The sequence below is a fragment of the Brevibacterium renqingii genome (assembly GCF_017808095.1).
GTDB lineage: Bacteria > Actinomycetota > Actinomycetes > Actinomycetales > Brevibacteriaceae > Brevibacterium > Brevibacterium renqingii.
The window spans coordinates 1-25,594 of record NZ_JADBHG010000010.1 but is presented as its reverse complement, the minus strand read 5'-3'; the positions used below and the strand labels follow the sequence as shown (position 1 = coordinate 25,594).

Sequence of the window (25,594 nt, the reverse complement as noted above, 5' to 3'; positions counted from 1 at the left end):
CCGAAAGTTTTTCTCCACAGCACGGAAACACCGAGTCGCTCGAGCCGCGAGTGTTTGGGACGCCGAGAACTTCTCCTGTAGAGTTTCAGCACTCCCCGAAATGCCCCGAACTGTTCCCCGAATCACAGTTGAGGTCCCCATCATGCATATTCAACAGCGACGTCCGTGCCCCTCCCCCGAGGCGCTGAGCCGATGACCGAGGCATGGTCCTCTTCGGCCGACGATTCCCATTCCCCATTCGGACTTCCGCGCACGAGCAGCGAGCTCAGCGACTCCGAGCTCTGTGCCCGCATCCGGCGCCACCGGCCCGATTCCTCTGCCGGGCGGTCGGCGTTCGGCGAGCTCTATGCCAGGCATCGGCTGCCCGCACTCCATCTCGCGCTGCGCCTCAACCGCGACCGCAGTCGAGCCGAGGACGCCGTCGCCGAGGCTTTCGCCAAGATCTGGCGCGCGTGGGGACAGAACGCGGGCCCCGAGGAGTCATTCAAGCCCTACCTCATGGCCGCTGTGCGCTCCGAGTCGTACCGGCGCACTGCGACGAACCGCGCCACCACGGTCGTCGAGCCCGAGGTGCTGACGTTCCTCGCCGACAGTGAACCGAGCGACCACGCCGCCGAGGTGGCTGAACGAGATCAGCTCGGCCGAGCGTTCAGAGGACTCCCCGACACATGGCAGAGCGCGCTCACACTGATCGACATCGACGGGAGACCGACCGCCGATGCGGCCGAGTCCATGGACCTGTCTCCGAACTCGTTCAGCTCGCTCCTCCGCCGCGCCCGAGAGGGACTCCGGGCCGCCTACCTGCAGGAGCACGTCGAACCGAGTCCGCCCGAGTGCGCGGAATACTCCGCCGAACTCGCACGCTTCGTCCGCCAGCAGCTGAGCCCGAAACGCGCCGAGGCGATCGAGGCGCACCTCAGCCACTGCAGTCACTGTCGCCGTCAGTCCTTCAGACTCCGCAGCCTCAACACGACGTTCCAGGCGTGGATCACGCCTGCCGCTCTCGCCGCCGCGCTCATCGAGATCGGCCACTTCCCCGAAGGGGCATTGCTGCTGTCCGAAGGAAGCACGATCAGCGTCGCATCCGCAGCACACTCGGGCTCTGCCGTTCCCGAACCCCACTCGAGCACACTCGTCGGCAGCTCGAAGAGCAGCGCGGGCACAGCGGCCGCGGGAAGCTCCGGCGGCAGCACGGCCGGCATCGCAGCGGGGGCCTCGGCGGTCAAGGTCGCAGTCGTAAGCATCGCCGCGACCGCGGCGATCGCGGCCGGTGCTGTCACACTCGTGAATCTTCAGAACGACTCTGCCCCGCAGACCGCCGCTGCGGCGGAGACCTCCTCGGCGCCTGCCGCCTCGACACCGCCGACACCTCGGCCGACGTCTTCACCGGAAGCGACAGCGCCGGAAGACGGCAGTGGGAAGAGCGCGGGCGCAGAGGAAGGCCCTGAGAAGGCAGACCCCGAACGCTCCAATCCGCGCGACGAGGCTCGAACGCCGGACCAACGTGAGGAGCCGTCCCGGGAGACGGAGGAATCGTCGCCGAACCAACGTGAGGATCCGTCGCCCGAGGCAGAGGAATCGTCCCCCGAGACAGAGGACGCTCATGCGCCCGTCTCTGAGGCGGACAGCCAGCCGGCTGCCCCGGGTGACCGGGATGAGACTCCGAAGGAGGGCGACGAGAATCAGCCCGCCGAGGCTCCGCCTGAGGAACCGGATGAGCCCTCGCCTGCGAGGACCACCGAGGCTGCCGAGCCCACCCCGGCCGAGGAGCCGACAGCTGAGAGTGATCCCGAACCGGAGCCGACGGACTCGGACGAGCACAGTCCCGAGCCGAGCAGCACGCCCTCACCCGGCCCCGGACCGGATTCCGACGCGGAAGTAGAAGGGGCCGGCACTTCGGAAGCAGAAGGAATCGACGCTTCGGATGCCGATGGTGTAAACGCTTCGGATGCCGATGGCGAAGACGGGGCCGACGGATTCCACTGCCACGACTTCGGCTGGTGGGAGTACTGCCACTGAGTCACCCGGAGGACGCTCGACTCAGCCGATTCGCGATTCGCCGACTGGTTCACGGACCTCTGAAGGAGAATCCGCGGCCACCTCGTCGATCGCATCGATCTCCGAGTTGAGGTCTCGGCCGCGGGTCTCCGGAGCTGCGAGTGCTCCGACGAGTCCGCAGGCGGCGAACAGGATGAGAACGAGGGCGACGGGCCACCAGGTTCCCGTGATCGCGGCGACGAGCGAGGCGGCGATGACAGGCGCGAGGCCACCGGAGACCGTCGAACCGATCTCTTTGATCGTCGTCATGAAGGTATACCGGTGCTTCGAGCCGAACAGTTCGACCAGCCAGCTTGACTCCACCCCGTACAGGTTCGGTACGGGACCGGCGATGAAGAACGCGAAGACGCCGGCGATGACGATCGGGTTGCCCGTCTCGATGAGCAGCATCGCCGGGACGGCGAATCCGATCTGGACGAGGGTGATGGTGATGAAGACTGCACGTCGGCCGTACCGATCGGTGAGAGTGCCGACCCAGGGCACAGTCGCGAAGCCGATGACGGTGCCGATCATCAGCCCGGTCGTCACCACGGACGAGTCGACGCCGATAGTGGACACGACCCATCCGACCATGAAGCCCTTGACGAGGTAGACGGACGCGTTCTCGCCCATCCGGATGCCGAGTGCGATGAGGAACGACTTCTTCGACTTCGCCGCCTCGGCCCAGATGCTCGGCTGCTGCCTCTTCGCCTCCTGCTGCTCCCGACGCTGTTTCGCCTCCTCGAAGACCGGCGACTCCCGAACCCGGGTGCGGATCATCAGGGCGACGAAGGTCGTGACGATGCTGAGCAGGAAGGGGATGCGCCAGCCCCAGCTGAGGAATTGCTCATCGGGCATGAGAGTGAGCAGCGACCACAGTGCAGTGGCGAGGAAGACGCCGCTGTTGGTGCCCATGGCCACGATCGCGCCGAAGAGTCCGCGCTTCTTCACAGGTGAGGACTCGACGAGGAGCACCGAGGCACCGGCGAGCTCCGCGCCGGCTCCGAATCCCTGCACCAGACGCAGCAGCACGAGGAGGGCAGGCGCCCAGACCCCGATCTGCGCGTACGTCGGCAGCAGACCGATGCCCGTGGTTCCGATGCCCATGATCGTGAGCGTGATGATGAGGACGAGGCGACGTCCGTGCTTGTCCCCGACCCTGCCGAAGACGTATCCGCCGATGGGGCGGACGAGGAAGCCCGAACCATAGACGCCGAGGCTGGAGATGAGTGCGACCGCAGGCGTTTCGTTCGGGAAGAACAACGGCCCGAAGACCAGTGCGGTGGCCAGGGTGTAGAGGGTGAAGTCCATGTACTCCAGGGAGCTGCCCAACCACGATGACCATGCTGCGCGTCGCAGTTCGGTCGGTGTGACGTCGGGATCCTGAGTTCTGGTGGTAGGTGTCGTCGTTGACATCGGCTCTCTCTTCTGAAGTGTTCGGTGGGTGGAACGGGCAGCAGTGCCGGAAGCGGCAGCGGCACCGCAGTGGATGTATCGGGATCAGCGCAGGTAGATGCGGCTGGGATCGAGCTCTTCGCGCAGGAGGCGCAGCTCTTCCCGGCTCGGTGGTTCGGTCGTCGTGAGGGTCTCGGAGACCTTGAGGTCCCATCCGGTCCGGGCGACCACCTCGGCGGCCTCGACTCCCGGGTGGATCGAGGTCAGCGTCAGTTCTTCATCGGGCTCGGATCTGGTCATGATGCCGAGGTCGGTGATCACGTGAGTCACCCCAGCGCCTGCCGGGGGCGTCCCCGCCTCGGCGCTCTTCGCCTGGTGCGGACTCGGGGAGGTCACGAAGTCGAGGGTCTCGACGAAGGTGCGCGGGGTGTGGCGGCGCATGACGAGGAATACTTCGGCGGCGCCGGCCATGACTTCGATGGCACCTCCCGAGCCGGGCAGTCGCGAATCCGGGTGCTCCCAATCCGAGCCGATGAGGGTGGAGTTGAGGCTGCCGTACCTGTCGACCTGGGCGGCGCCGAGGAATCCCACGTCGATGCGCTGTCCCTGGAGGACGTAGGCGAAGAGGTGGGTCATCGGCATCACCGAGGCGGCCCCGGGGACGAGGATGGAATCGGAGATGCTGCGCGGCAGCGCCGGCGGCCGCGCCCCGGTCACCCCGGACTCGTAGACGATCTCGATCTCCGGCGCCACAGTGTGCTGGGCAAGCGAGACGGCGAGAGTCGGCAGTCCGTGGCCGGCGAAGACGACACGGCGAGCGGCCAATGCCCTGGCCGAATGGATGGTCAGCAGCTCGCTGCTCGTCACGGACTCCGGTCCCTCCGCCTCGGCGATGGTGACTTCGGCGGTGCTCTCTGTGCGAGCGGTCGCAGTCATACTCGGCCTCCGTAATTCACTGGTGTCGAAAAGGTGTCGCGGATGCTCAGCCGGTCGAAGCGGTCGAGCCCGATCCGGGAGAGGAACTCTTCGTGGTCGGCGGTGCCGTGGATGTTCTCCTCGAGCCACGCGCTCACCGCAGAGGCCTCGCGTGCGAGCGTCGACCATGCGCGGGAGAACTCGTCGTCCCGGTCGTAGCAGCCCTGCACCGCGTGCGGGTGCGAACCGCGCGGAACCGGTACGACGGCGTCGACGATGTGCGCGGGAATGATCGTGCGATTCGGATCGGAGCGGACGATGTCCTCATCGACGATCTCCTCCACGGTGACGACGAGGCGACGACCGGCGAATGCGGCTTCCGTCTGGATGCCGAGCATCCCCCACGCCTGAACATTGCCCTGGCTGTCGGCTCGTTGAGCGTGAACGATCGTGAGGTCGGGGTTGAGCGCGGGAACGACATGGATCGACGGTCCTCCGTACGGGTCGTCGACCGTTCTGATCCGCGGGTTCTTCTTCGCCAGGTCGCTGCCGCGGTAGGAGGCGATCGGCTGGAACGGCAGCTTCGCAGCCCCGGCCTGATAGCGGGCGACCATGCCGCCATGGCTGTACTCGTCGAACCACAGGGGCTCCGGGTCGCAGTGTTCGACGCGGCGACGGAGTTCGTAGAGGGACCCGGCGGAGCTGTTGGCCACGAACGATGAGATGAGCCCCTGCAGGCAGCCGGCTCCGAGCAGTTGGTCGACGATGACATCGCAGGACATCCTCGCGAGAGTGAGACCGGAGAACCGCTGCCGAATGATCTCGTGGGCGGCGGCCACGGGAACGAGGTGGCCGAACCCTTCGAGTGCCACGGTGTCCCCATCGTTCAGATGTGTGCTGACTGCCTCTGACAGACTCGCTGTCTTATCGACCATGGTCCTCCTCGAACGCCGATCCGCTGTGATCCACCTCATCTTCGCAAGATCATTTATGCTAGTCCAATACCAAACTATGGAGCGATTGTTCCCGTTTCAGCATGAGAGTCCTCATGGCCTCAGCTGACGGAGCGCAGCCGGCCGGACCGAAGGGAGAGGCGCAGGCACATGGACCTCAGGCAGATCCGGGCATTCCTCGTCATGGCGGAAGAACTCCACTTCGGTCGTGCCGCCGTGCGGCTGCACATGTCCCAACCGCCGCTGAGCCGACTCATCCGCAGCCTGGAGACCTCACTCGGCACCCAGCTCTTCCAACGCACGACGCGAGCGGTGACCCTCACAGCCGCCGGTGAGGCACTGGTCGAGCCCGCTCGGGCGATCGTCACGAGCTTCGAACTCGCCGCCTCTGCTGTGAAGTCCGCCGGCCAGGGCGAGATCGGGCATCTGCGATTGGCGTTCACGGGCATCGCCACGCATGAGCTCGTCGGCAGCCTCTCGCAGGAGGTGCGACGGACCCACCCCGGCATCCAGCTGTCTCTGCAGAGTGCGTCATTCGCGATGCCCGTACTCGATCACATCACCGACGGGTCCTTCGACCTCGCATTCGGCCTTTGGCCGTTCGTTCCGCAGTCGATCGCAACGAGCACCATCTCCGAGGAGACCCTCGTCGTCGCCCTGCCCCACGAACATGCTCTGGCGGACAGAGAGTCCGTGTCCATGGCGGACCTCGAAGCCGAAGACTTCGTCACTCTGCCGCACAACCCGGGTTCGCTGACCATCGAGAGACTCCACTCCTTGGCCCATGCCGCGGGGTTCAGCCCGAGAGTCGCTCAGACGGCTCCGGACACGTGGACGATCCTCTCCCTCGTCGGAGCCGAGTTCGGCTGCTCGGTCACCGTGTCATCGGTTCCCCGCAATGTCACCTTCCCCAAGGTCAGATTCGTCCCCCTCGACGATGAACAGGGACCCTATCCCCTCCTCATGGCCTGGCGCAGGGACGATGACCGGCCTGCCCTCCACGAGGTTCTGCGTCTGGCAGGAACGCTGTGCCCTCAGGAGCTGTGTTCGTAGGAGCTTGCCCTCAGGAGCTGCGTCCTTAGAGTCAGGCACATCGGCCCCTTGGAACCGCTCAGCCCTGCCGGATCCGGTGGGCGTGAGCCACGGCCCCGGCGCGGCTGCGCACACCGAGTTTGCGGTAGAGCGCGGACAGGCGGTTCTTCAGCGTCCCGGACACGACTCCGAACTCACTGGCGATCTGCGCCACGGGCTTCGGGGAGTCGATCGCGAAGAGCAGCGACATCTCGGCCGGGGTGAGGTCGGTCGGGGTGGTCGGCGGCGCCGGGGAGGTCTCGGGAAGTTCGAGCAGTCGTCTCTGCAGCTCCGCCGCCGTCACCTCATCGGCGCTGAAGGACCTGGCCAGCGCGTCCCAACCGGGGTGCTCGGCCGAGGCCGAGATGAGCGCTTCCCTGGCCGTCTTCGACAGCTGGACGAGGGCGAACGCCGACGAGGAGATCGCACAGTAGTCGAGCACATGGGCGAAGGCCTCGACAGCCTCGTCGCCGCGGCCTTCGTGATGGAGGATGTCGGCACGCAGAGCCACGGCGCAGCTCTTGAGCCTGGGCCCCTGATCTCCATTCAGGATCTGCGCGGTCTCCGACCACAGCCGGTCGTGCTGTCCGAAGGCCAGGGCCTGCCGGGCCTTGACGATCGAGTAACCGGGGCTCTGCGGTCCCATGTGATCGCCCAGATCCTGCAGAGTCTTCGCCTCCCCGGCCGCCACGAGAACGAAACCGGCGATGTTGATGAGGGCTGACAGCCGCGAGCTCGGGACACCCGCCATCGGCGTGAACGCGAGCTGCGAGTTCTCCGTCAGCAGCTTCGCCGCGATCGAGGCCCGCCCTCGGCACACATAGTAGAGACTGCGGGCGATGTCGGGAATCGGCCCGAGGAACTGAGCGGGCCTCGCCGCGTCGAGCTCGGCCAGGAAACGACCGGCGGCTTCGAGGTCGAGCCGGTCGAGACTGCGCATCATCTCGATGCACACTGCCGTGCGCTCTTCCGGCAGCGCCTCCATTCCGAACCTCCGGGCACTGTCCCGCGCCCGCTCCAGACTGCGATCCATGTCCGATCCGTACCCGTGCCCCATTCCCGCCAGAGCCGTCTCCACCAGCCCGCCGAGCAGCGGGTGCGGCGAGTTCGGAGCGTAGATCTCGGCGAACTGGACGACCCGCTGGAGCACCCCCATCGCTTCGGGGAAGCGCCCGGCGATGACCAGGTTCCGCCCGTGCTCGAGGTTGAGCTCGGCCTGCAGCATGAGCGTGGGCCCAGGTGCCGCCGCGCCGAGGCTGCGCAGCCGTGCCCGGCCGACCTCGATCACGTCCAATGCCGCTTCGTTCTCCCGGTTCAGTCGGTGCGTGCGCGCTTCGAGCATGGTCAGCACGGTCACCTCGTCCGCGGTCAGCGCCGGTGCGGGTTCGGCGAACAGCCGACCGTGCAGTTCGGGCAGGACGATGCTGTCGAAGTCGGTAGCGGCCAGCAGTTCGGCCGCGTCATCGGTGCCGAGCCGCGTTCGCGTGGAGTCGATCCGGCGGGCCGCGCTGCGGGCCAAGGTGAGGATCGGATTCGTCGCCAGCACATCCTCGGGGACGCTGAGATAGGCCTCGATGGAACTGGGCGCATCGATGAAGACGTTGACCGAACGGCGCGCCCACGCCCGTTCAAGCACACGCCAGCCCCTGATCTCGAGGACGAGGTCGAGGAGTTCGGCGAGCCCGTCCCGACTGTCCGAACGCTGCCGACCCACGGCATTGGAGATGGCCGCCCCGAGAGCATTGTGCGGGCTCTTCGCGGCCAGGCTCGTGTCGACGGAGGTGACGCGGCGCATGAGTGCGCGGATGAGGTCCGGAACCGCGAACACCGCATCGGTGTCGGCGGATGCGGTGAGCAGGCCCTCTGCGGTCAGTAGCGAGGTGAGGTCCTCGGGCGTGGCCGGGGTCGTCACCTCGGCGGCGGTGAAAGCGGCATGGACCAGGTCGACCATGTTCGAGGTGATCTGCGGGGTCCACGCGAACAGAGCGAGCAGGTAGAGCGCCCCGGCCTCGCGCGAGGTGCCGGACACCGTAGGAGTCAGCGCGGGGGCGAGCATCGCCACCGTCCGGTCCGGATCCGTGTCGGTCGCCGGGACACCGGCGTCGACGCGCGCCCGCACAAGCCCGCCGGCGATGCGCGTGCGGCCGCCGCTTGCACGGAACAGCTGGTCGAGGTCGGCCTCGGCCAGGGATTCGTCGAGGTCGATCGCTGCAGCGAATTCCGCCGCCGAGGCGGCACGAGGTCCGAATTGCGCATCGAATGACGGGGCCTGAGGAGTCGACTCGTCCGGTTTCTCGGGAAGGTTCGAAGGTCTGGCTTTCACGATTGGGGATCTTCTCTCTCGTCTCGGCGCAGGCCGAGGTGGCAGCCGGGGAGCTGCGGGGATAGGGGACGTGCGTTTCACAGTATGGCAGAGTTCGATCGTTACACAACCGAGACAACATCTGACGTTTTTAGTTTAACTTTTAACCTATCATTGGATGGTGGAACACCCCTCTTCGAGAATCCGGAAGTGATAATGACCCAGCAGCCGCCTGCCCCGATGAACCACTCAGGCCAGTGGAACCCCGCGCCGCCCGCATATGGGCAGTACCAGCCCCTCGCCGGGCAGAAATCGTTCCTCGCTACGTGGCTGCTGGCGTGGCTGCTCGGCGGGCTCGGCGCCGATCGCTTCTATCTGGGCAAGATCGGAACGGGCATCCTCAAGCTCATCACCCTCGGCGGCTTCGGCCTGTGGTCCCTGATCGACCTGATCCTCACCCTGGCCGGTGCGCGGAAGGACAAGCACGGTCTGCCCCTCCAGGGCTATGACCAGAACAAGAAGATCGCCTGGATCGTCACCGGCATCTTCTTCGTTCTGGGACTCATCATCGGCGGAGTCGCTGCAGTCTCTGCTCCGGCACCGCAGACCGACGACTCGTCGATCGTCTCGGAGGCCGAAGAGGCAGCCGACGAGGCACCCATGGCCGAACCGGCGGAGGAGCCTGCTGACGAGCCCGCCGAGGCGGAGCCCGCGGCGGAAGAAGAACCCGCCGCGGAACCGGCCGAAGAACCGGTCGCCGAAGAGCCTGCGGAGGAAGAGCCCGCTGAAGAACCGGCTGACGAGGAGGACGATTCGAGCGTTCCCGCCGAGTACACCTCAGCCCTGACGTCTGCCGAAACCTACTCGGACATGATGCACATGAGCAAGCAGGGCATCTTCGAACAGCTGACGAGCGAATACGGCGACCAGTTCTCCGAAGAAGCAGCCCAGTATGCCATCGACAACATCAAGGCGGACTGGAACCAGAACGCGCTGGAAACGGCGAAGACCTACCAGGACGATATGGCGATGTCACCCAATGCCATCCATGAACAGCTCACGAGTGAGTACGGCGAACAGTTCACCTCTTCGGAAGCCGACTACGCGATCGAGCACCTCAACGACTGAGACGGCTCAGACACCGGTCTCGCGCTGAAACAACGCGTGACCTGCATAAGCGGGCGAAGGAAGCGATTCCTTCGCCCGCTTTACGTCCACCGGTACTCATATTCCGGTCGGCCCGGCGTTCCGTGGCGAGGCTGTTTGATCGCCTGCTTCGTCGCGACCAGATGCTCGAGGTAGCGGCGCACGGTCACGCGTGAGAGTTCGAGCGCCTGCCCGACCTCGGTCGCCGAGACCGGAACGGCGGCTTCGCGCACCTCGGCCGAGACCGCCTCGAGCGTCTCGGCGATCAGCCCCTTGGGCAGTCGAGTCGCCGAGACCGACCGCAGCGCCGACAGCGCATTGTCGACCGAGGCCTGAGTCGCCAGCGAACCGGAACCGGTGAGTCCGCGCCGGAACTCCCGCTGATTCTCCAGTTTCTCCCTGAACACGGCGAAGGTGAAGGGTTTGATGAGGTACTGGGTGATGCCCGTCGCGATCGCCGAACGGATCACCTGCAGATGCCGCACCGCGGTGATCGCGATGATGTCGACGTCCTTGCCGCGCGAGTTCAGCCGCTGCGCGACTTCGAGCCCGTGCGAGTCCGTGAGGTTCATGTCGAGCAGGACGAGCTCGACGGGAGTGCCGCCCGCGTCGAGTTCGTCGAAGCGCTCGATGGCCTCGTGCCCGCTCAGACAGGTTCCGACCACGTCGAACCCGGGCACCCTGGCCACGAAATCCGCGTGCGCCTGCGCCGTCAGCGCATCGTCCTCAACGATGAGCACGCGCAGTGCGGCGTCATCGCTCATCAGCATCTCCTTCCCCGAGCGGGAGTGTGACCGTGAAGATCGCCCCACCATCGGATTCGACCTCGAGATCCCCGCCGAGGCGGCCGACCGCCTGCCGGACGAGCACGAGCCCGAAACCGTGCCCGCCCACCCCGACGGTCCCGGACTTCTTCGAAGCGCCGAGGTGGAAGATCGCATCGATCTCATCCTCGTCGATCCCGGGCCCGGAATCCGCGATGGTGATGATGAGCTCCCCGTCGGCGGCGACGAAGTCCGCCCAGACGTGCTTCTCCTCCGAGTCGGCTGCCGCGTCGATGGCGTTGTCGAGGAGGTTGCCGGCGACGGTGACGAGATCGCGCGCATCGAGGGCACCGGGCGGCAGTTCGCCGGTCGCGGTGACCGTGAGTTCGATGCCGCGCTCGTGAGCCTGCGCGGCCTTGCCGATCATCAGCGCGGTGATGAAGGGTTCGTCGAGGGAGCCGACGAAGGAGTCGGTGAGGCTCTGAGCCTCCTGCTTGTCCTTGACCGCGAAGTCGAGGGCCTCCTGGCTGCGGCCGAGTTCGATGAGCGTGGAGACGGTGTGCAGACGGTTCGCGTGCTCGTGCGTCTGCGCCCGCAGCGCCTCGGACAGGGTCGTCATCGTCGCCAGCTCTCCGGTGAGCTCCTGGATGTCCGTGCGGTCGCGCAGAGTGGCCACCGTGCCGCCCCCGCGCCCGGATTCGCCGCCGGAGGAGGAGCTGCCGCCGCCCCCACGTTCGAATCCACGTCCGGATCCGCGCCCGCTGCGCGGCTGGCTCGCCTTCTTCTGGCTGATGACGAGCACGCGGTCCTCGGTGAGGTGGATTTCGTCGACGGCGACCCGACCGGACGACAGAAGGTCACGGACGGATTCGGGCAGGGCCACCTCGGCGAGGGCGATGAGGGTGGACTCATCGGGCTCGGGCAGGCCGAGCAGGGCGGCGGCCTCGTCGTTGTAGAGGACGAGGCGCCCGGAGTCATCGGCGAGGATGAGCCCCTCGCGCAGCGAATGCAAGGCCGAGTCGTAGAACGCGAAGAGCCGCTTGAGCTCCTCGGGCCCGTAGCCGAGAGTCACTTCGCGCAGGTAGCGACTGAGCAGCCAGGAGCCGAGCCCACCGAGGGCGATCGCGGCGAGTGCAACGATGATGATCTGCGGCAGGGAGGCCGCCTGCGCCACGGACAGGGTCTCGAGCGTCACGCCCACGGCGACCATCGCGGTGACCTCGCCGTCGGCGTCCTCGACCGGCACGATCGCCCGCACCGAGGGCCCCAAGGTGCCCACGTACTCCTCGATCCGGCTGTGCCCGGCCTGTGCTCGGTCGATGGTTCCGAGGTAGTGCCTGCCCAGCTGATCGGCGTCCGGGTGGGTGTAGCGGGTGCCGTCGCGGTCCATGATCGTGACGAAGTCGACCTCGGCGGTCTTGATCACGGTCAGCGCAAAGGGCTGCAGCCTCGCCGAAGGATCGTCGCCGCTCACGGCAGAGGTCACGAACGGATCGTGCGCGATGGTCTCGGCGATGCTGAGGACCCGGTCAGCGGTGGCCTGGCGGATGTTGTTCTTCGTCGTGACGTAGCTGGTCACCGACAGAGCGGTGCAGACGATGACGATGAGGACGAGCTGGACGAGGAAGAGCCGCCTGGCCAGTGGCCCGCCCCCGGGACGGAAGCGGCGACCCCGCCGAGGTGGGGCCGCCGAATCGCCGATCGCAGGTGCTACCGGCACGGCAGGTCAGCCGACACCGGAGTCATTGTCACTTCTTGCTGCCGCCGGAGATCACGAGGGCGAGGCCGATCGCGGCCAGCCAGGTGTCCTTCGCCAGGGGGATGCCGTCCTGGGACGGGCGGACGCCGTCCTTTTCGGTCATCGAGTCGATGGAGAAGTAGTTCGCGACGAGGCCGGCTGCGAACGTCGTCAGTGCGGCACCGGCGATGCGCGTGGGAACGAAGGGCAGCAGCAGGGCCGAGCCGACGGCGATCTCGCCGTAGCTGAGGAACTTCCCGAACTGCTCTGAGGACATCTTCTCGACCATGGGCACACCGTTGGCGGCCATCTGCTGGAGGCCTCCGGCGGTCTCCTCGTCCATACCGAGCTTGCCGATGCCCGAGTTGAGGATGAAAGCGCCGGGAACTGCGCGCAGAAGTGCTGTACTGAGTTTCATATCCTGCTCCTTCTTAGTGGTGTTGTCGCTGGCCTCAAGACTAGCCGTGAGCGAAGCGGGTGCGCCACAGCCCGGAGTCGAACTATTTCTCCGTGCTCGTGCGGATGCGCTCGATGAGATCGTCGAGGGCGTCGTCGAACTCACGCTGGGCATGGTCTTCCATGAGCAGGTCCTGCAGGCGCTCGACCGTGGGGTACTCGGACAGATCCGTCTGCGAGGACGCTCCGTCCTCCTCCCCCAAGGCCTCTGGAGTCATCGACGAGGCCTGGAGCAGAAGGGCTCCGACGAGGAAGCTCGTGAAGGCCTTGTAGGCGCCCACGGCCTCCGTGTCGGAGAAGCCGAAGGCCTGCAAAGACGAAAGGAAGTCCTCGACCCAACGAATGCTGCGCAACGGAGGACGGAGCCAGGGGGCCTGCGGCGGCTGCGTGGCGATGAGTGGGAAGATCCGAGGATGGGCGACGGCCAGCTTGCGAGTCGCGTTGGCGACCCGCTGCAAGTATTCCTCCCATGAGCGCGAGTCCTCTGTCATGAGCTCGTCATCGAAGAGCCCGTCAATGAGTTCGTCGACCATAGCTTCGAGGAGATCCGCCCGCCCGGAGATGTGACGGTACAGAGCCATCGCCTCTACTTCCAGCGCCGTGCCGAGCCGGCGCATAGTGAGCTCGTCGAGACCGCAGCCGTCGACGAAGGCGATCGCAGCTTCGACGATCTGAGCTCGGTCGAGTCGCTGCTGAACCACGTGCACCTTCTTTCCCTCGTCGAACATGTCGCAATATGCGCGGCACATCCCGCCAGTCTACTTGGTCGGGTCAACGAGCTGAGAGGAGTTCTTGAAGGACGATTACACCGTAAACATCTCATGGTGTCCTAAGCTACCACTCCCCTTACAGTGCACGGAGCGACCCCTCAGCGAACTCCACGGTAACAATGGGACAGTGCGGGCCATGGGCCGAATTTCTGACCCATACGTCATTGCGCCTGTTCAGAGCCATCTGCTAAGTTGCTTACAACGTAAACGCCAATGACGAACAATGAATTCAGAAGTCTACCCATTCTGGCTGCAGATAAGGAGAGACATTGAGATTCACTGCCGATTGATCTGCGGATCGGGAGCCGCTTCAAGCGTCTCCGCGAAACCTGAATAAGTGCGATTGCGAAAGGAACCAACATGGATTCTCACAATAAGGCCTCTGACAAGGCAGAAGAGCTCAAGGGCAAGGCCAAGGCCGCTGCCGGCAAAGCCACCGATGACAAGGGCCTCGAAGCCGAAGGCAAGACCGATGCCGCCAAGGGCAAGAGCAAGCAGTTCGGCGACGACGTCAAAGACTCGCTGAAGGGCGTCAAGGACTCGCTCAAGGGTCCGAAGGACTCATCCGAGGACTGAGGGACGCGGTTGAAGGGCGGGGCACCATCCGTCTCCGCCCTTCGGCCATGCTTTCAGATCCCATACGAACGCGCCTGGCCTGTGAGCCGACGAGAGAAGAAGAGAGATGATGGGAACTGAGCGCCATGCTTTCGTCGCGGTGGCCAACCGCCTCCCGGTGGACCGCAGCGATGGGGTCTGGGAGGCCTCCCCCGGTGGGCTGGTCTCGGCCGTGGCCCCCGTCGTGCGCGAGCATAGCGGCGCCTGGGTCGGCTGGGCCGGAACCTATGACGACGACTTCGCACCGTTCGACTTCGATGGGATGAGCCTCGTGCCCGTCTCCCTCAGCGCCGAGGAGCATCGGAGCTACTACGAAGGCTTCTGCAATGCCACGCTGTGGCCGCTGCACCATGGCCTCATCGTCGCTCCGCAGTATCACCGCTCGTGGTGGCGCGCCTACCGCAGCGTCAACGCGAGATTCGCTCAGGCGGCTGTCGATGCCGCCGCCCCCGGTGCGACGATCTGGGTCCACGACTATCATCTCGAACTCGTGCCCGAGATGATCCGCGCTCAGCGCCCGGACGTCCGGATCGGATTCTTCGAACACATTCCCTTCCCTCCTCTCGAGCAGATCGCCCAGCTGCCCTGGCGCGACGAGATCCTCCGCGGCCTCCTCGGCGCTGATGTCATCGGCTTCCAGCGTGAGGCCGATGCCGTGAACTTCCGCCATGCCGCGCAGAAGCTGCTGGGCAGGGACCCCGAGGAGCTCAACTGCCGGGTCGGCACCTACCCGATCTCGATCGATGTCGAGGAGATCCGGGCAGCGGCCGAGTCCCCGACCGTGCAGGAGATGGCGCGATGCTTCCGTCGCGACCTGGGCGATCCGGACACGCTCATCATCGGCGCCGACCGGCTCGACTATTCGAAGGGCATCCTGCACCGACTGTGGGCCTTCGAGGAGCTGCTCGATGACGGCCGGCTCGATGCGGAGAGGACCTGCCTCGCACAGATCGCCGTCCCCTCACGCGAAGGCGTCCGCGCCTACCGGGAGCTGCGCGACGAGGTCGAGCACACGGTCGGGCGCATCAACGGCCGGTTCTCCAGCCTCGGGCGTCATGTCATCCACTACTCCCACCACTCGTATTCGACGGAGGCGGCCGTGGCCCTGTATCTGGCTGCCGACATCCTGCTCGTCACCTCGCTGCGGGACGGCATGAACCTCGTGGCCAAGGAATTCGTCACCGCTCGCCGCGGCAGAGGAGGCGCGCTCGTGCTCTCGGAGTTCGCCGGGGCCGCCGACGAGCTCGACCAGGCCGTCATCGTCAACCCGCACGACAGAGTCGGCTTGAAGAAGGCGATCCATCACGCCGCCTCACTCGACGAAGAGGATGCCCGGACACGTATGGATGCGATGGCCGACACCGTCGCCGCCTTCGACGTCCACCACTGGGCCAGAGCCTTCCTCCACGACCTGCGCGAAGCAGCACCCGCACCGACCTGACACCGGCCGACCGACGGCACCGCGCCGCCCTGAACTCTCATCACCCTCCCGACCACCCAGCACCCAAAACCACCCCTACCCAAGGAGACGACTGTGTACACGATGCTCAACAACCAGATGTCCTCGAAATACGATCTCTACCTGCCCGGCAAGCTCGTCGCCGCGCTGCACTACAAGCTCGAACCCGATGACAACGAAGTCATGTTCATCTACTGCGAAGCCATCGAAGCGTCCGCGGCGGACGACCACCGCAGGGAGCTCATGCGCCGGGCACTCGACGATGTGCGCAGCCGCCGACTGAAGCTCACCATCACCTGCCCCATCGCGCGCAAGGCCCTCGAAGAGGCGGACACGGCCATGTCGTGAACACTATGAACGCAACCGAGACACCGGTCACAGTTCCTGCCAATCTTGTCGGGTAAATCACCCCCGCGGCCCAGCGCCGCGCGCGATCGGCGCCCACCGCAGGGCGTCGGTTGCGGACAGAGCATCGCATGGAGGAACGATGGCAACGTCGCCACACAACGAAGAAGCAACACCCGCGGTAAGCACGCCGCCGCGGAAGAAGGATCGTACGCACTGGCTCTACATCATGGTCATCGTCGCGGTCATCGCCGGTGCCGCCATCGGCCTCATCGCCCCCGAAGCCGGCATCGCCCTCAAACCTCTGGGCACGGCATTCGTCGCGCTCATCAAGATGATCATCGCCCCGGTCATCTTCTGCACCATCGTCCTCGGCGTCGGGTCCGTGGCGAGGGCGGCCACCGTCGGCAAGGTCGGGGGTCTCGCGCTCATCTACTTCCTCGTCATGGCGACCTTCGCCCTGGTCATCGGCCTCGTCGTCGGCAACCTCATCCACCCCGGCTCCGGCCTGCACATCACCCCCTATGAGGAGTCCGCCGGCGGCGGCGACAATGCCACCGTCGAGTTCCTCATGAGCCTCATCCCCGGCGACATCCCGGTCCTGCCGACCCTCGTGCTCGCCCTCCTCGTCGGGTTCGCACTCCAGTCGATGGGCAAGGCCGGCGAACCGGTGCTGAACGGCATCAAACACATCCAGGCGGTCGTCTTCAAACTCATGATGATGATCATGTGGGCCGCCCCCGTCGGTGCCTTCGGTGCCATCGCCGCGGTCGTCGGTGCCACCGGTTGGGCCGCGATCGGTGCGATGGCCACCCTCATGGGAGCCTTCTACCTCACCTGCGCCCTGTTCATCGTCATCGTCCTCGGCGGGCTGCTCAAGGTCGTCACGGGCCTCAACATCTTCCTGCTGCTGAAGTACCTGGCCCGTGAGTTCCTGCTCATCTTCTCCACCTCGTCCTCGGAGTCGGCCCTGCCGCGCCTGATCGCGAAGATGGAGCATGCCGGAGTCTCGAAGCCGGTCGTCGGCATCACCGTGCCCACCGGCTACTCGTTCAACCTCGACGGCACCGCCATCTACCTGACCATGGCCTCGCTGTTCGTGTCCTCGGCTATGGGCATGCCGATGTCGATCCCCGAGCAGATCTCGCTGCTGGTGTTCATGATCATCGCTTCCAAGGGCGCCGCTGGTGTCACCGGTGCGGGCCTGGCCACGTTGGCCGCCGGTCTGCAGTCACACCGCCCCGAGCTGCTCGACGGTATGGGCGTCATCGTCGGCATCGACAAGTTCATGTCCGAGTGCCGTGCGCTGACGAACTTCACCGGCAATGCAGTGGCCACCCTGCTCATCGGCAAGTGGACCGGAGAGATCGACCTCGACCAGGCGCGCGCGACGCTGGCCGGCCAGAGTCCGTTCGACGAGCTCTCGCTCGAGCCGGATGCGCATGGTGCGCCTTCCGACAGCGAGGTGGCCGAAGACGTCGAGGCGACTGTTCCCGAAGTGAGCGAGAAGGAGAAGATCGCCGCCGCGAGCTGACCTCCGATCGTTCCCGCATCACAACCACCACGGGTGCCGATGTCCTCATCGTGAGGACGCTGGCGACCGTGGTGGTTCGTCAGTGCCGAGATGGTCGTGCGGTCCTCTTATCATGCGCAGCGCGGGGAACGAAGACACCCCGCACGAGCCTCACCCCTTGGACATAACGAACACCGTCACCGAGCTCCCGGCGAGGTCGATCCTCAGCTTCCCCTCCCCCGCCTCGGTACTCGCAGCCGACGCACTCGCCGAGTCCGTCGGCTGTTCCCCACTGAACGGAACAGATTGTGGCAACGGGTTCGCAGGCACAACCCGGATCCTTGATTTTGGGTGGACGCGTCTCGAGCTGGGTTCGTTAGCTGTCTTGACCTCCGAGTGCGTGATCGATCCCCGAGGCGAATGCACGAATCCGTTCACACGCGAGCTCCTCGAAATGAGGCTGGATCTGCAGGCTGGCGACAATATCGTCCGCAGAGTCTCCGTCTACCACTTCCCGAACGCGGGCGACGACGTCCGGCGCATACCGCTCAGGAACGCGTCTGCCGACGCGGAACGGCCCGACGAGTTCCGGGCGCCACCCGAGCAGATCCCCTGATTCTTCGTCATCCCAGACTTCCCCGGCATATTCTCCCGAGTAGGTCGCTTGGAGGAGCAGATCGAGATCCTCCCCGTCTTTGGTGGTGCTGGTCTGTCGATAGTCCCAGGCAATGACCTTGAGCACGATGAGCGCAGTGAGGTCGGGGCACCGTACGACGAGCCCATCCCGCAGAGCGAACCTCACAGTGTGTTCATGGGCCTCGCTCATTCCCGTGACGTCGAGCGTGACACCTTTTTGCGGCTCGATGATTCCCCCGGACTCAACTCCGCCGAACGGGATGAGGTCAAGCCGGAAGCCGTCGACTGTGAAGCACAGGCCGGTGCCGCTCAACGGCGTGAGCCCCTCGACGAGCTCAGAGAAGTTGTGTTCAGTCGCTACTTCTACAGCGAAATCGGCGTCGACCGTTCGCCGCCCCCGTCGCAGACGCGCCAAACCGTGCGCGTGAAGGTCTCGCGCATAAGAGCCGAGGAGGAATGCGCCAGGAAAACGCTTTACAGCGAAGTCCATGACGTTCCACTCGCGGTTGGTCAGTGGAAACTCGGACATGTCGTGTGTCACCGGGCACCTCCGGATGCGTCGCCACAGGGCAATCCCCTAGTCACCGCTGTGCCCCTTGTGCGACAGGCAGGTAGTCGAGCTCCTCAGCGATCTCCCGGACTCGAGGATCATCGCTCACTCTGCAATCGGCATAGACGAGCAGCGGTGGAACCGTCGCAGATTCCCCGAGTGCTTCCGCGAGCACCTCAGGTTCCCAGAATCGCTCCCGGAGGATGACCCGGCTGCCCGTCCCCGCCGCACTCAGTCGGGCTCGTCGGCGCACAGACTGCCACGACGGCTCGCCGTACACGATCGTCGTCGCGGGTACGATTCGGTCGGTCAGCGCAGCGAGTGCCGCATCTCCGCTGACTCGGCCCATGATCGCAGTCGGGTCGTCGTCCCCTTCGGTCCACCATGCCGGTTCGGGTCCGAACACTGTTTCCTCCTCGAGCTTGGGCAGAAGTCGGGACCAGTACCCAGAAAGCCACGTACGGGCAAGGACCTCCGGATCCTTCAACCGCCCGGCCTGTCCGCGGACTATCAGCCCGTCGTCTGCCATTGACGCAAGGGCGGTCTGTGCGCTGCCGGTCGACACCCGAGCCGCTTGCGCAATCGTCCGGACTGGTTGATGGAGAAGGCTCGGATCGATGAGGACGACGAACGCGACCCGCAATGCTGCAGCCGAAAGCTCGCCGATCCCGGCGCGGCGTCGGTCCGGCGTCTCCATCACCGATCTTCGTCCCTCGACCTCGACGTAGAACCCGGGCAGGTCGATCCAGGCATTACCGCTCGCGTCGATAAACGGGATCCCTTCGGCACGCAGGCGTCTCGCTGTCGATGTGTTCACGTATGGGAGACCCAACATCACAGGTCCGCGCACTCGGCTCCTCATGCGCCAGTATTTGCGAGCCAGCCCACCCTGCGTGCCCCATGAAATGTCCACCACAACGTCGCGTGGCCCTTCCCGAGTCGGGACCGTGAGTTTCACATCGGCCTCGAAAGCGTCCCCCACGACGTTCGTGGTCGCCACGATGTCCGGGTGCAACGCCAAGATGCGCTCAACTATGCGCTCAACTAGTTCGTTTTCGGCAAAGGCTTCACCACTCATGCCCCCAAAGCCGCGGCCAACGTTCAAATCATTCACATGTTCAGAATACTTGAACATAGCGTATTTTTGAACATACGCTGTGTGCGCATCGCAAACGACAACAACGCCGTCGGCGACACCTTCCTCATCGCAGCGCCATCCACCCGCGTGCCCCTCAATATCTAGTGACGCTCACTTCTCTTACTCATCACGAACACCGTCACCGAGCTCCCGGCGAGGTCGATCCGCAGCGATCCGTCCCCCGCCTCGGTACTCGCAGCAGACGCACTCGTCGAACCCGAAACCCCAGCCGGCTCCGAAGCCCCAGACGCTTCCTCCCCACTGAACGGAACATCGGCAGGCAGCGGGTTCCTGGGGACGACCTGCGTCGCGCTCTTCACGTCGTTCGAGGCTCCATAAACCTGCGAGGCCGAATCGACAGCGAACCCCGAAGGCATCGACAGCGTCACCGGATTCCCACCCACCGAGGCGGCGTCGTTCGCGTTGATCACCGTCGTCACCAGGGTGCGGCCGTCGTTCTTGACCACGGTGTAGGCGCTCATGTTCCCACCCCCAGAGACTGACGTCCGCGTGAACTGCCCGCCGAGGCTGGGCACGAGCAGCCGCAGCCCGAGCATATTCGGACGCACCTGGAACCCATTCGACTGCTGCCCGTGGTCGGCCGGATCGCAGATGAGCGACATTGGGGCTCCCCCGTTGCAGGCTCCGAGCATCGAGTGCATGGCCATGCGTTCGACACCCAGGGTGGCCGCGTACATTGTGTAGTCGGCCGCCCACAGCGCCGAAGCGTTCGTCAGTGAAGTGTCGTTCGTGCCGGAGCAGCTCGTCGGCCCGGTCTCCTCTAGCCACAGCGGCAGGCCTGCGGCGTCAGCTTTGTCCTTGCCGATGCCGAGGTTCTTCTTCGCCGCCTGCTTCGCCAGCGGGTCAATGAGGTTCGCCGCCTGCGGGCCGCGACCGGGCACCTGGGTGGCGTCACAGTCGTAGAGCTGATACCAATGCTGCGCGATCGCGGCTTTGTTCTTCACACCAGAGTCTGCGAAGGCCGTCATCCATGCTCCGTCATAGACGTCGGGGCCGATGATCGGCGCTTCGGGACGTTTCGCATGAATCGCTTTGGCGTACGATTCGAGCTGCTTAACGTATTTGTCCTCGTTCCAACTATCACCACGCACAGCGCCACCGGGAACATCGTCGACGGTATACCCGTTCGGTTCGTTTCCGACCCCAAGACCGACAAGGGAATCGCCGAGGATGTCGATCGCGTACGCGGCCATGTCTGCTCCGCGTGCCGGATCAAAGGTGCCCAGGGGAACGCCGATGGTCACCGTAGAACCGGTAGCGTCAACGAGCTTCTTCAGCCTCTTGAAGTCATCAGGAGTGATGGTGACCTTTTCGCCGTGCTTCGGCTTCTCTCCCTTGGACGTCCAGAACGTCCTCCGGTCGAGGGCATTGCCGGCGAACCGCAGCGCCGGAGACCCGAGCGCCTTCAGCTGCTCATCGAGGTTGGATTTCGACGGATCGAGCCGGGGATCGGCAAGGTCGGTGGCTTCGAAGGAGACCCCGATGTTGTCGGCTGTGAACCCGGGGCCGGTCCGGTCAGCCGTCGCGGTGACAGTTGCAGATTCGCCCGAGGCAGTGTCGACAATCGCCTGTTCGAATTCAGTCGGCGTGGGACTCGGATCTGGAGAGGGCGATGAATCATCTGAATCGAACCACGAGCATCCCGACAAAACGAGAGCGAGCGCCACGACGCCGCCCTGGACACTCCTTCTGATGTTCACTGCAATAACTTTGCCCTCTTCCCCCGGAATCAACAACTTCCACAGTCGCAATTGAGACGCCGTCCGCCCCACCAAGATGGAGACCCGTGTCCGCATCTCCTCCCGCCGAGGCGGCCGGCCCGCAGGCATGGCATCGTAGGGGTGGAGATCACGCCACCCGATGAGAGGAACGATTGTGCCCGAAAGCTCCGGCAGTTCCTCCCTCACTCCCGTCCGCGGAGCGTTGGGCCTGTCGGTGGCGATGGGCATGGGCCGGTTCTTCTACACCCCGGCGCTGCCGCTCATGGTCGCGGCACTGCACTGGAGTTCGGCCCCGGGGGCGTGGATCGCCACGTTGAACTACGTCGGCTACTTCATCGGCACTCTCGTCATCGCCCGAGGCTGGATCGAACCCAACCGGTTCGTCTACCGCCTCAGTCTCATCATCTCCACCGTGGGGTTGGCTGCGGTCGCCCTCATACCGAACCTGCTGTGGCAGGGCAGCATCCGCACGATCGCGGGAATCGCCTCGGGGCTGATCTTCGTGTGCGTGACCCAACGCATTCCCGCCAACTCCCGGAAGCCCCGCGACGGCGGCATCTCCTACGGCGGGGTGGGCTTCGGCATTCTCGTCTCCGGCGCCATCGTGCTCGCCGCCGGCGGCTTCGCCGACTGGCGTCAGCTGTGGCTCATCTGCGCGGCCGTGTCCGCAGTCTTCTCGATCATCGCGTGGACCTGGCCGATCCCGACCCGTGTCCCCGCCTCCCCTGCCGCAAAGCCGTCGGTCCCCGATCCCGACACCGGCGCAGCAACCGAACCCACCACCGCCCTCGCCGAGGCGGATTCCCCCTTCGACGCCAACCGCCGCCGAGCCATGGCCATCCTCTCCACCGGCTACTTCTTCCAAGGCGGCGGCTACATCATCATCGGCACCTATCTCGTGGTCCTCGCCGGGCCCGTCTTCGGCGAGACTGCCGCCGCCTCGACATGGCTTATCGCTGGGATCGCCACAGCGGCTTCTCCCCTGACCTGGTCGGCAGTCGCTGCCCGCATCGGCACGGTCAAGTCCCTGACTCTCTGCTATTGCCTTCAGGTGTTCGGCGCTCTGCTCGCCGTCTTCGGCTCGACCCCGATCGTCCTATTCATTGCTGCGGCCCTCTTCGGATTCACGTTCATCGGAGTCGTCATGATGACGATCGGCGTCGGCACGCAGATGGGCGTCACGAACGCTTCGGCGAAGCTGACGTCTTGGTACAGCATCGGCCAGATCGTCGGTCCTGCCCTCGTCGCAGCGGCCCTGAGTGAGCACATCGCCGCGGCCTTCATCGCTTCAGCGGTCGCTCTGGCCATCGCCATGGCCCTGACTCTGGTCGGCGTTCTCACCGGCAACGTTGACCGCTGACGCGCACCGAGGTGGCACACACCCGACCTCGCGTGTCAGACTACGAAGGCGATTGCCATTTCAACGATCACACATGTTAGGGCGCTTCTTCCGGGGAGCGCGGCGGAACCGAAGGAGCGACCCCATGACAGAAGCGCCTGGGATCACCGGCCATTGGGACATCGACCCCACCCACTCTCGACTGGGATTCTCCACTCGCCACGCGATGGTCTCGCGGGTGCGCGGAGCTTTCAACACGGTGTCCGGATCGGCCGACATCGCCGAGGACCTCTCGCAGTCGACCGCCACGGTCGTCATCGAGACCGCGAGCGTCGACACCCGCAGTGAGGACCGCGACAACCACCTGCGTTCGGCGGACTTCTTCGACGTCGAGACCTACCCGGAAATGCGGTTCGTCTCCTCCGCCATCGACGAGGTGGACGAAGGCTCCTTCATCGTCACCGGTGAGCTGACGATCCGCGATATGACGAAGACCGTCTCGGTCCCGCTCGAGCTCATCGGCATCGATACCGATCCCTTCGGAAACCTCCGCGCCGGCCTCGAGGGCTCCCGGCGCATCGACCGCAAGGACTGGGGCGTGACCTGGAATACGAAGCTCGACTCCGGCGGCGTGCTCGTCAGCGACAAGATCAGCTTGGAGTTCGAACTCTCCCTCATCAAGAAGGTCGACGAGGAGGCCCCCACAGATTCTCCCGAGGCCGCCGATCAGGAAGAGACCTCCACCTTCCCGCCGGCCCCCGCCACCGAGGCGGCTCCCACCGCCGCGCCTGAGACCGCCGACGAGGAGCTGCCTCCCCCGCCGCCGGTCAAACCCGTCGACAAGCCGGTTGAGCAGCCCTCCCAGGCCCAGCCGTCCGAGAAGCCGCTCGGCAAACTCTTCGGCCTCCGGTAGCAGATCTGACAGCCATCTCCTGGGCTCCGGAATGGGACGACGGCATGTTCCAGCACATTCGATCTGAAAACTGACGGCTCAAGCGGGAAAGAAGGTCGTCATCAAATGACCCCGCGCGTTTTAGACTTCATTCTTGATGAACGTTAAAGGCCCGTACGGTACTAACACCCAGTGGCCCTGCTCCCATTCGTCAACCATGTTGAATTCGTCATCCACATGCACCCAGCGCATTTCGACAGTATGAGTCTGGCCATTCACGGATAGTGACGCATGTACGTGCGCTACCATCGAACCGCAGTGCTCGATCCTCTGGATGGATGATTTATTGAGTGAATAGTCTTCGTAAAGTTCTCTGGCTTCTCGAGCAAGTTGTCCAGCGGATGAATGGTTATTGGCGCATTGCATGAAGTGCGCTCCGAGCGGGCCCCATTGTCTCTTGCTCCATCGGGCGAAGAAATCGTCCGCCGCTCGAAGAGCATCGCAATCGACATTGCCCGGAATGCAATCGTAAGGCTGGAACCGGTCGCGTCTTGCTTTGTCGTCCTGAAGCTGCCGGTATTGCTGTACAACTTCATCTAGTGAGGGCTCGGGCGGCGCACCTGACTTCTCGGTTTTCATCAATTGCGCATCTGCCCAGTCGCCAATTGCGAACAGATGATTCCACGCTTTCGTAGAAACGAAATAGTTGTCGAAGTTCGTGATCATGCCGTGCACTATGCCGTGCCGATGCAGATCGTACACTTCTTCAGTTACCGTCTTCTTGAACGTTTTAGTAAACGCCTTGTGCGCGTTGGTCAGGCCCATGTGGTGTCCGACAATGTTGTCCCAAGCGAACATCTCCGCTGCCTCTCTCGCGTGCAGCCCCTTGCGGGATTGCTTGTCGAAGTCGTTCACGAAGCCGTCCATTACGGCGATAAGCACCAACACGACGCTGTAGTTTCGTGCGTGCTTGTAATCCTCGAGTGCCGCCCGGAGCAGCGGCAAGCGTGGCCTCATTGCCTCGAGCCGGGCCAAACGCTTTATGGCGAAATGTACGCCGTCGTTTGACCGATAATATTCAATAAGCGCTTTTTCTGCCTCGAGCGGGTCATCAATTGCAACGATCGTTTCAACGACCTTTAGGCTGAGATCAGTTGAAAATATCCAATTCCGATTTCCAAGTTTATCGTAGAACGCATCAACTAGAGACACAAGGTGTTTGCTCTGCGCACTGAGCTCTCGCAAGTCGCTCTTGAGCTGAACTCGCTCGGAGGCCGGAGCGAAGGAGAGAAGCAGTTGCATCCCTTCAATGTTCTGCTCCATCTCCCGGAATGATGGGAGATCGCGAGCCGACGCATAAGGCTCCTGCGGCATATTCATAGCGTTCATGTGGAAGAGCGTATCGTGCGCTGCGGACACAGCCTCCAACGAGCGTGCATGACGGGTATTCGTTGGGGTTGTGGCTCTAGCCAGATATGGCTTCTACTACTGGGGGGAGAAGTCAGGTAAGGCGGGAACCCATGTTTTGGAACACTAGAACCGTGGCACTCGGTTCTCACGGCGCCGGGACTGATGCAGGGTTTGGTGACATCTGATCTGGCTTGTTCTCAAGCAAGTCTGGAAGGATAGACACCATGCCACAGCCCTACCCGAAAGAGTTCCGCGATGACGTAGTCCGCGTCGCACTGGCCGGGACAAGGACACCACGATCGCCCAGATCGCCAAGGACTTCGGCATCCACGAAGGCACCATCGCGAAATGGATTCGCCAAGCCGAAATCGACGCCGGCAACAAGCCCGGTAAGACCACGGACGAATC

At 64.6% G+C, this 25,594-nt stretch carries 21 protein-coding genes; 9 read left to right on the top strand and 12 right to left on the bottom strand.

Annotated elements, in window-relative coordinates; genetic code table 11:
* The first annotated feature begins 192 nt into the window (after window positions 1-192).
* Window positions 193-2,019: a sigma-70 family RNA polymerase sigma factor gene (locus tag IIE29_RS15325; RefSeq protein ID WP_209326172.1), complete on the top strand. Its 1,827-nt coding sequence runs from the start codon at window positions 193-195 to the stop codon at window positions 2,017-2,019.
* Window positions 2,020-2,040: 21 nt separating this feature from the next.
* Here the strand turns inward: IIE29_RS15325 and IIE29_RS15320 are convergent, their stop codons facing one another.
* The 3 genes from IIE29_RS15320 to IIE29_RS15310 all read right to left on the bottom strand — a co-directional run bounded on the left by IIE29_RS15320 (window position 2,041) and on the right by IIE29_RS15310 (window position 5,282).
* Window positions 2,041-3,453 (bottom strand): MFS transporter, encoded by a 1,413-nt coding sequence (locus IIE29_RS15320; RefSeq protein ID WP_209326171.1) that lies wholly within the window; start codon window positions 3,451-3,453, stop codon window positions 2,041-2,043.
* A gap of 84 nt (window positions 3,454-3,537) precedes the next feature.
* Window positions 3,538-4,368 (bottom strand): CoA-transferase subunit beta, encoded by an 831-nt coding sequence (locus IIE29_RS15315; RefSeq protein WP_209326170.1) that lies wholly within the window; start codon window positions 4,366-4,368, stop codon window positions 3,538-3,540.
* On the bottom strand, window positions 4,365-5,282 hold the full coding sequence (locus tag IIE29_RS15310) for a CoA transferase subunit A (protein WP_209326169.1): 918 nt from the start codon (window positions 5,280-5,282) through the stop codon (window positions 4,365-4,367). Before IIE29_RS15310 ends, IIE29_RS15315 begins: the two co-directional genes overlap by 4 nt.
* A gap of 168 nt (window positions 5,283-5,450) precedes the next feature.
* Between IIE29_RS15310 and IIE29_RS15305 the strand changes: the two genes are divergently transcribed.
* Entirely contained in the window at window positions 5,451-6,353 is a 903-nt protein-coding gene (locus tag IIE29_RS15305; RefSeq protein ID WP_209326168.1) for a LysR substrate-binding domain-containing protein, read from the top strand.
* Between the two features lie 58 nt (window positions 6,354-6,411).
* Here IIE29_RS15305 and IIE29_RS17180 read toward each other — a convergent pair whose 3' ends face one another.
* Entirely contained in the window at window positions 6,412-8,694 is a 2,283-nt protein-coding gene (locus IIE29_RS17180; protein WP_209326167.1) for a LuxR C-terminal-related transcriptional regulator, read from the bottom strand.
* Between the two features lie 195 nt (window positions 8,695-8,889).
* Between IIE29_RS17180 and IIE29_RS15295 the strand changes: the two genes are divergently transcribed.
* Window positions 8,890-9,801, top strand: a complete 912-nt coding sequence (locus IIE29_RS15295; RefSeq protein ID WP_246475989.1) for an Ltp family lipoprotein — start codon at window positions 8,890-8,892, stop codon at window positions 9,799-9,801.
* 80 nt (window positions 9,802-9,881) lie between these two features.
* Here the strand turns inward: IIE29_RS15295 and IIE29_RS15290 are convergent, their stop codons facing one another.
* From IIE29_RS15290 to IIE29_RS15275, 4 genes are all read right to left on the bottom strand, one after another.
* Window positions 9,882-10,583 carry a response regulator gene (locus IIE29_RS15290; RefSeq protein ID WP_209326166.1) on the bottom strand — a complete coding sequence of 234 codons (702 nt, stop codon included), beginning with the start codon at window positions 10,581-10,583 and terminating at the stop codon, window positions 9,882-9,884.
* Entirely contained in the window at window positions 10,573-12,303 is a 1,731-nt protein-coding gene (locus IIE29_RS15285) for an ATP-binding protein (protein WP_343071929.1), read from the bottom strand. The genes IIE29_RS15290 and IIE29_RS15285 overlap by 11 nt, the downstream gene beginning before the upstream one ends.
* Window positions 12,304-12,331: 28 nt before the next feature.
* Window positions 12,332-12,739 carry a hypothetical protein gene (locus IIE29_RS15280; RefSeq protein WP_209326165.1) on the bottom strand — a complete coding sequence of 136 codons (408 nt, stop codon included), beginning with the start codon at window positions 12,737-12,739 and terminating at the stop codon, window positions 12,332-12,334.
* A gap of 82 nt (window positions 12,740-12,821) precedes the next feature.
* The gene (locus IIE29_RS15275) at window positions 12,822-13,478 is read right to left on the bottom strand and encodes a TetR/AcrR family transcriptional regulator (RefSeq protein ID WP_209326164.1); all 657 of its coding nucleotides are present in this window, start codon (window positions 13,476-13,478) and stop codon (window positions 12,822-12,824) included.
* A gap of 429 nt (window positions 13,479-13,907) precedes the next feature.
* Between IIE29_RS15275 and IIE29_RS15270 the strand changes: the two genes are divergently transcribed.
* The 4 genes from IIE29_RS15270 (at window position 13,908) to IIE29_RS15255 (ending at window position 17,500) form a co-directional block, all read left to right on the top strand.
* Window positions 13,908-14,123, top strand: a complete 216-nt coding sequence (locus IIE29_RS15270; protein ID WP_209326163.1) for a CsbD family protein — start codon at window positions 13,908-13,910, stop codon at window positions 14,121-14,123.
* Between the two features lie 109 nt (window positions 14,124-14,232).
* Window positions 14,233-15,603 carry an alpha,alpha-trehalose-phosphate synthase (UDP-forming) gene (locus IIE29_RS15265; protein ID WP_209326162.1) on the top strand — a complete coding sequence of 457 codons (1,371 nt, stop codon included), beginning with the start codon at window positions 14,233-14,235 and terminating at the stop codon, window positions 15,601-15,603.
* 93 nt (window positions 15,604-15,696) lie between these two features.
* Entirely contained in the window at window positions 15,697-15,969 is a 273-nt protein-coding gene (locus tag IIE29_RS15260; RefSeq protein WP_209326161.1) for a GNAT family protein, read from the top strand.
* A 139-nt stretch (window positions 15,970-16,108) separates the two neighbouring features.
* Window positions 16,109-17,500, top strand: a complete 1,392-nt coding sequence (locus tag IIE29_RS15255; protein ID WP_246475988.1) for a cation:dicarboxylate symporter family transporter — start codon at window positions 16,109-16,111, stop codon at window positions 17,498-17,500.
* A gap of 355 nt (window positions 17,501-17,855) precedes the next feature.
* Here IIE29_RS15255 and IIE29_RS15250 read toward each other — a convergent pair whose 3' ends face one another.
* From IIE29_RS15250 to IIE29_RS15240, 3 genes are all read right to left on the bottom strand, one after another.
* Window positions 17,856-18,656: a hypothetical protein gene (locus IIE29_RS15250; protein WP_209326160.1), complete on the bottom strand. Its 801-nt coding sequence runs from the start codon at window positions 18,654-18,656 to the stop codon at window positions 17,856-17,858.
* A gap of 40 nt (window positions 18,657-18,696) precedes the next feature.
* Window positions 18,697-19,779 carry a type IV toxin-antitoxin system AbiEi family antitoxin gene (locus tag IIE29_RS15245; RefSeq protein ID WP_209326159.1) on the bottom strand — a complete coding sequence of 361 codons (1,083 nt, stop codon included), beginning with the start codon at window positions 19,777-19,779 and terminating at the stop codon, window positions 18,697-18,699.
* Window positions 19,780-19,904: 125 nt separating this feature from the next.
* Complete coding sequence (locus tag IIE29_RS15240; RefSeq protein WP_343071927.1) at window positions 19,905-21,524, bottom strand: hypothetical protein; 1,620 nt, start codon at window positions 21,522-21,524, stop codon at window positions 19,905-19,907.
* 175 nt (window positions 21,525-21,699) lie between these two features.
* Between IIE29_RS15240 and IIE29_RS15235 the strand changes: the two genes are divergently transcribed.
* Together IIE29_RS15235 and IIE29_RS15230 are read left to right on the top strand one after the other, a co-directional pair.
* A complete protein-coding gene (locus IIE29_RS15235; protein ID WP_209326158.1) occupies window positions 21,700-22,905 on the top strand; it encodes a YbfB/YjiJ family MFS transporter in 1,206 nt (401 codons plus the stop codon).
* A gap of 124 nt (window positions 22,906-23,029) precedes the next feature.
* Window positions 23,030-23,797 (top strand): YceI family protein, encoded by a 768-nt coding sequence (locus tag IIE29_RS15230; protein WP_209326157.1) that lies wholly within the window; start codon window positions 23,030-23,032, stop codon window positions 23,795-23,797.
* 120 nt (window positions 23,798-23,917) lie between these two features.
* On the opposite strand, the gene IIE29_RS15225 is transcribed toward IIE29_RS15230, so the two are convergent.
* The gene (locus IIE29_RS15225; protein ID WP_209326156.1) at window positions 23,918-25,165 is read right to left on the bottom strand and encodes a hypothetical protein; all 1,248 of its coding nucleotides are present in this window, start codon (window positions 25,163-25,165) and stop codon (window positions 23,918-23,920) included.
* Between the last annotated feature and the right edge of the window lie 429 nt (window positions 25,166-25,594).

Coding starts and splice junctions, on each gene's coding strand:
- IIE29_RS15325 (WP_209326172.1), top strand. CDS start 193: ATGACCGAGGCATGGTCCTCTTCGGCCGACGATTCCCATTCCCCATTC.
- IIE29_RS15265 (WP_209326162.1), top strand. CDS start 14,233: ATGGGAACTGAGCGCCATGCTTTCGTCGCGGTGGCCAACCGCCTCCCG.
- IIE29_RS15280 (WP_209326165.1), bottom strand. CDS start 12,739: ATGAAACTCAGTACAGCACTTCTGCGCGCAGTTCCCGGCGCTTTCATC.
- IIE29_RS15295 (WP_246475989.1), top strand. CDS start 8,890: ATGACCCAGCAGCCGCCTGCCCCGATGAACCACTCAGGCCAGTGGAAC.
- IIE29_RS15255 (WP_246475988.1), top strand. CDS start 16,109: ATGGCAACGTCGCCACACAACGAAGAAGCAACACCCGCGGTAAGCACG.
- IIE29_RS15315 (WP_209326170.1), bottom strand. CDS start 4,368: ATGACTGCGACCGCTCGCACAGAGAGCACCGCCGAAGTCACCATCGCC.
- IIE29_RS15290 (WP_209326166.1), bottom strand. CDS start 10,583: ATGAGCGATGACGCCGCACTGCGCGTGCTCATCGTTGAGGACGATGCG.
- IIE29_RS15320 (WP_209326171.1), bottom strand. CDS start 3,453: ATGTCAACGACGACACCTACCACCAGAACTCAGGATCCCGACGTCACA.
- IIE29_RS15225 (WP_209326156.1), bottom strand. CDS start 25,165: ATGAACGCTATGAATATGCCGCAGGAGCCTTATGCGTCGGCTCGCGAT.
- IIE29_RS15230 (WP_209326157.1), top strand. CDS start 23,030: ATGACAGAAGCGCCTGGGATCACCGGCCATTGGGACATCGACCCCACC.
- IIE29_RS15305 (WP_209326168.1), top strand. CDS start 5,451: ATGGACCTCAGGCAGATCCGGGCATTCCTCGTCATGGCGGAAGAACTC.
- IIE29_RS15310 (WP_209326169.1), bottom strand. CDS start 5,282: ATGGTCGATAAGACAGCGAGTCTGTCAGAGGCAGTCAGCACACATCTG.
- IIE29_RS15270 (WP_209326163.1), top strand. CDS start 13,908: ATGGATTCTCACAATAAGGCCTCTGACAAGGCAGAAGAGCTCAAGGGC.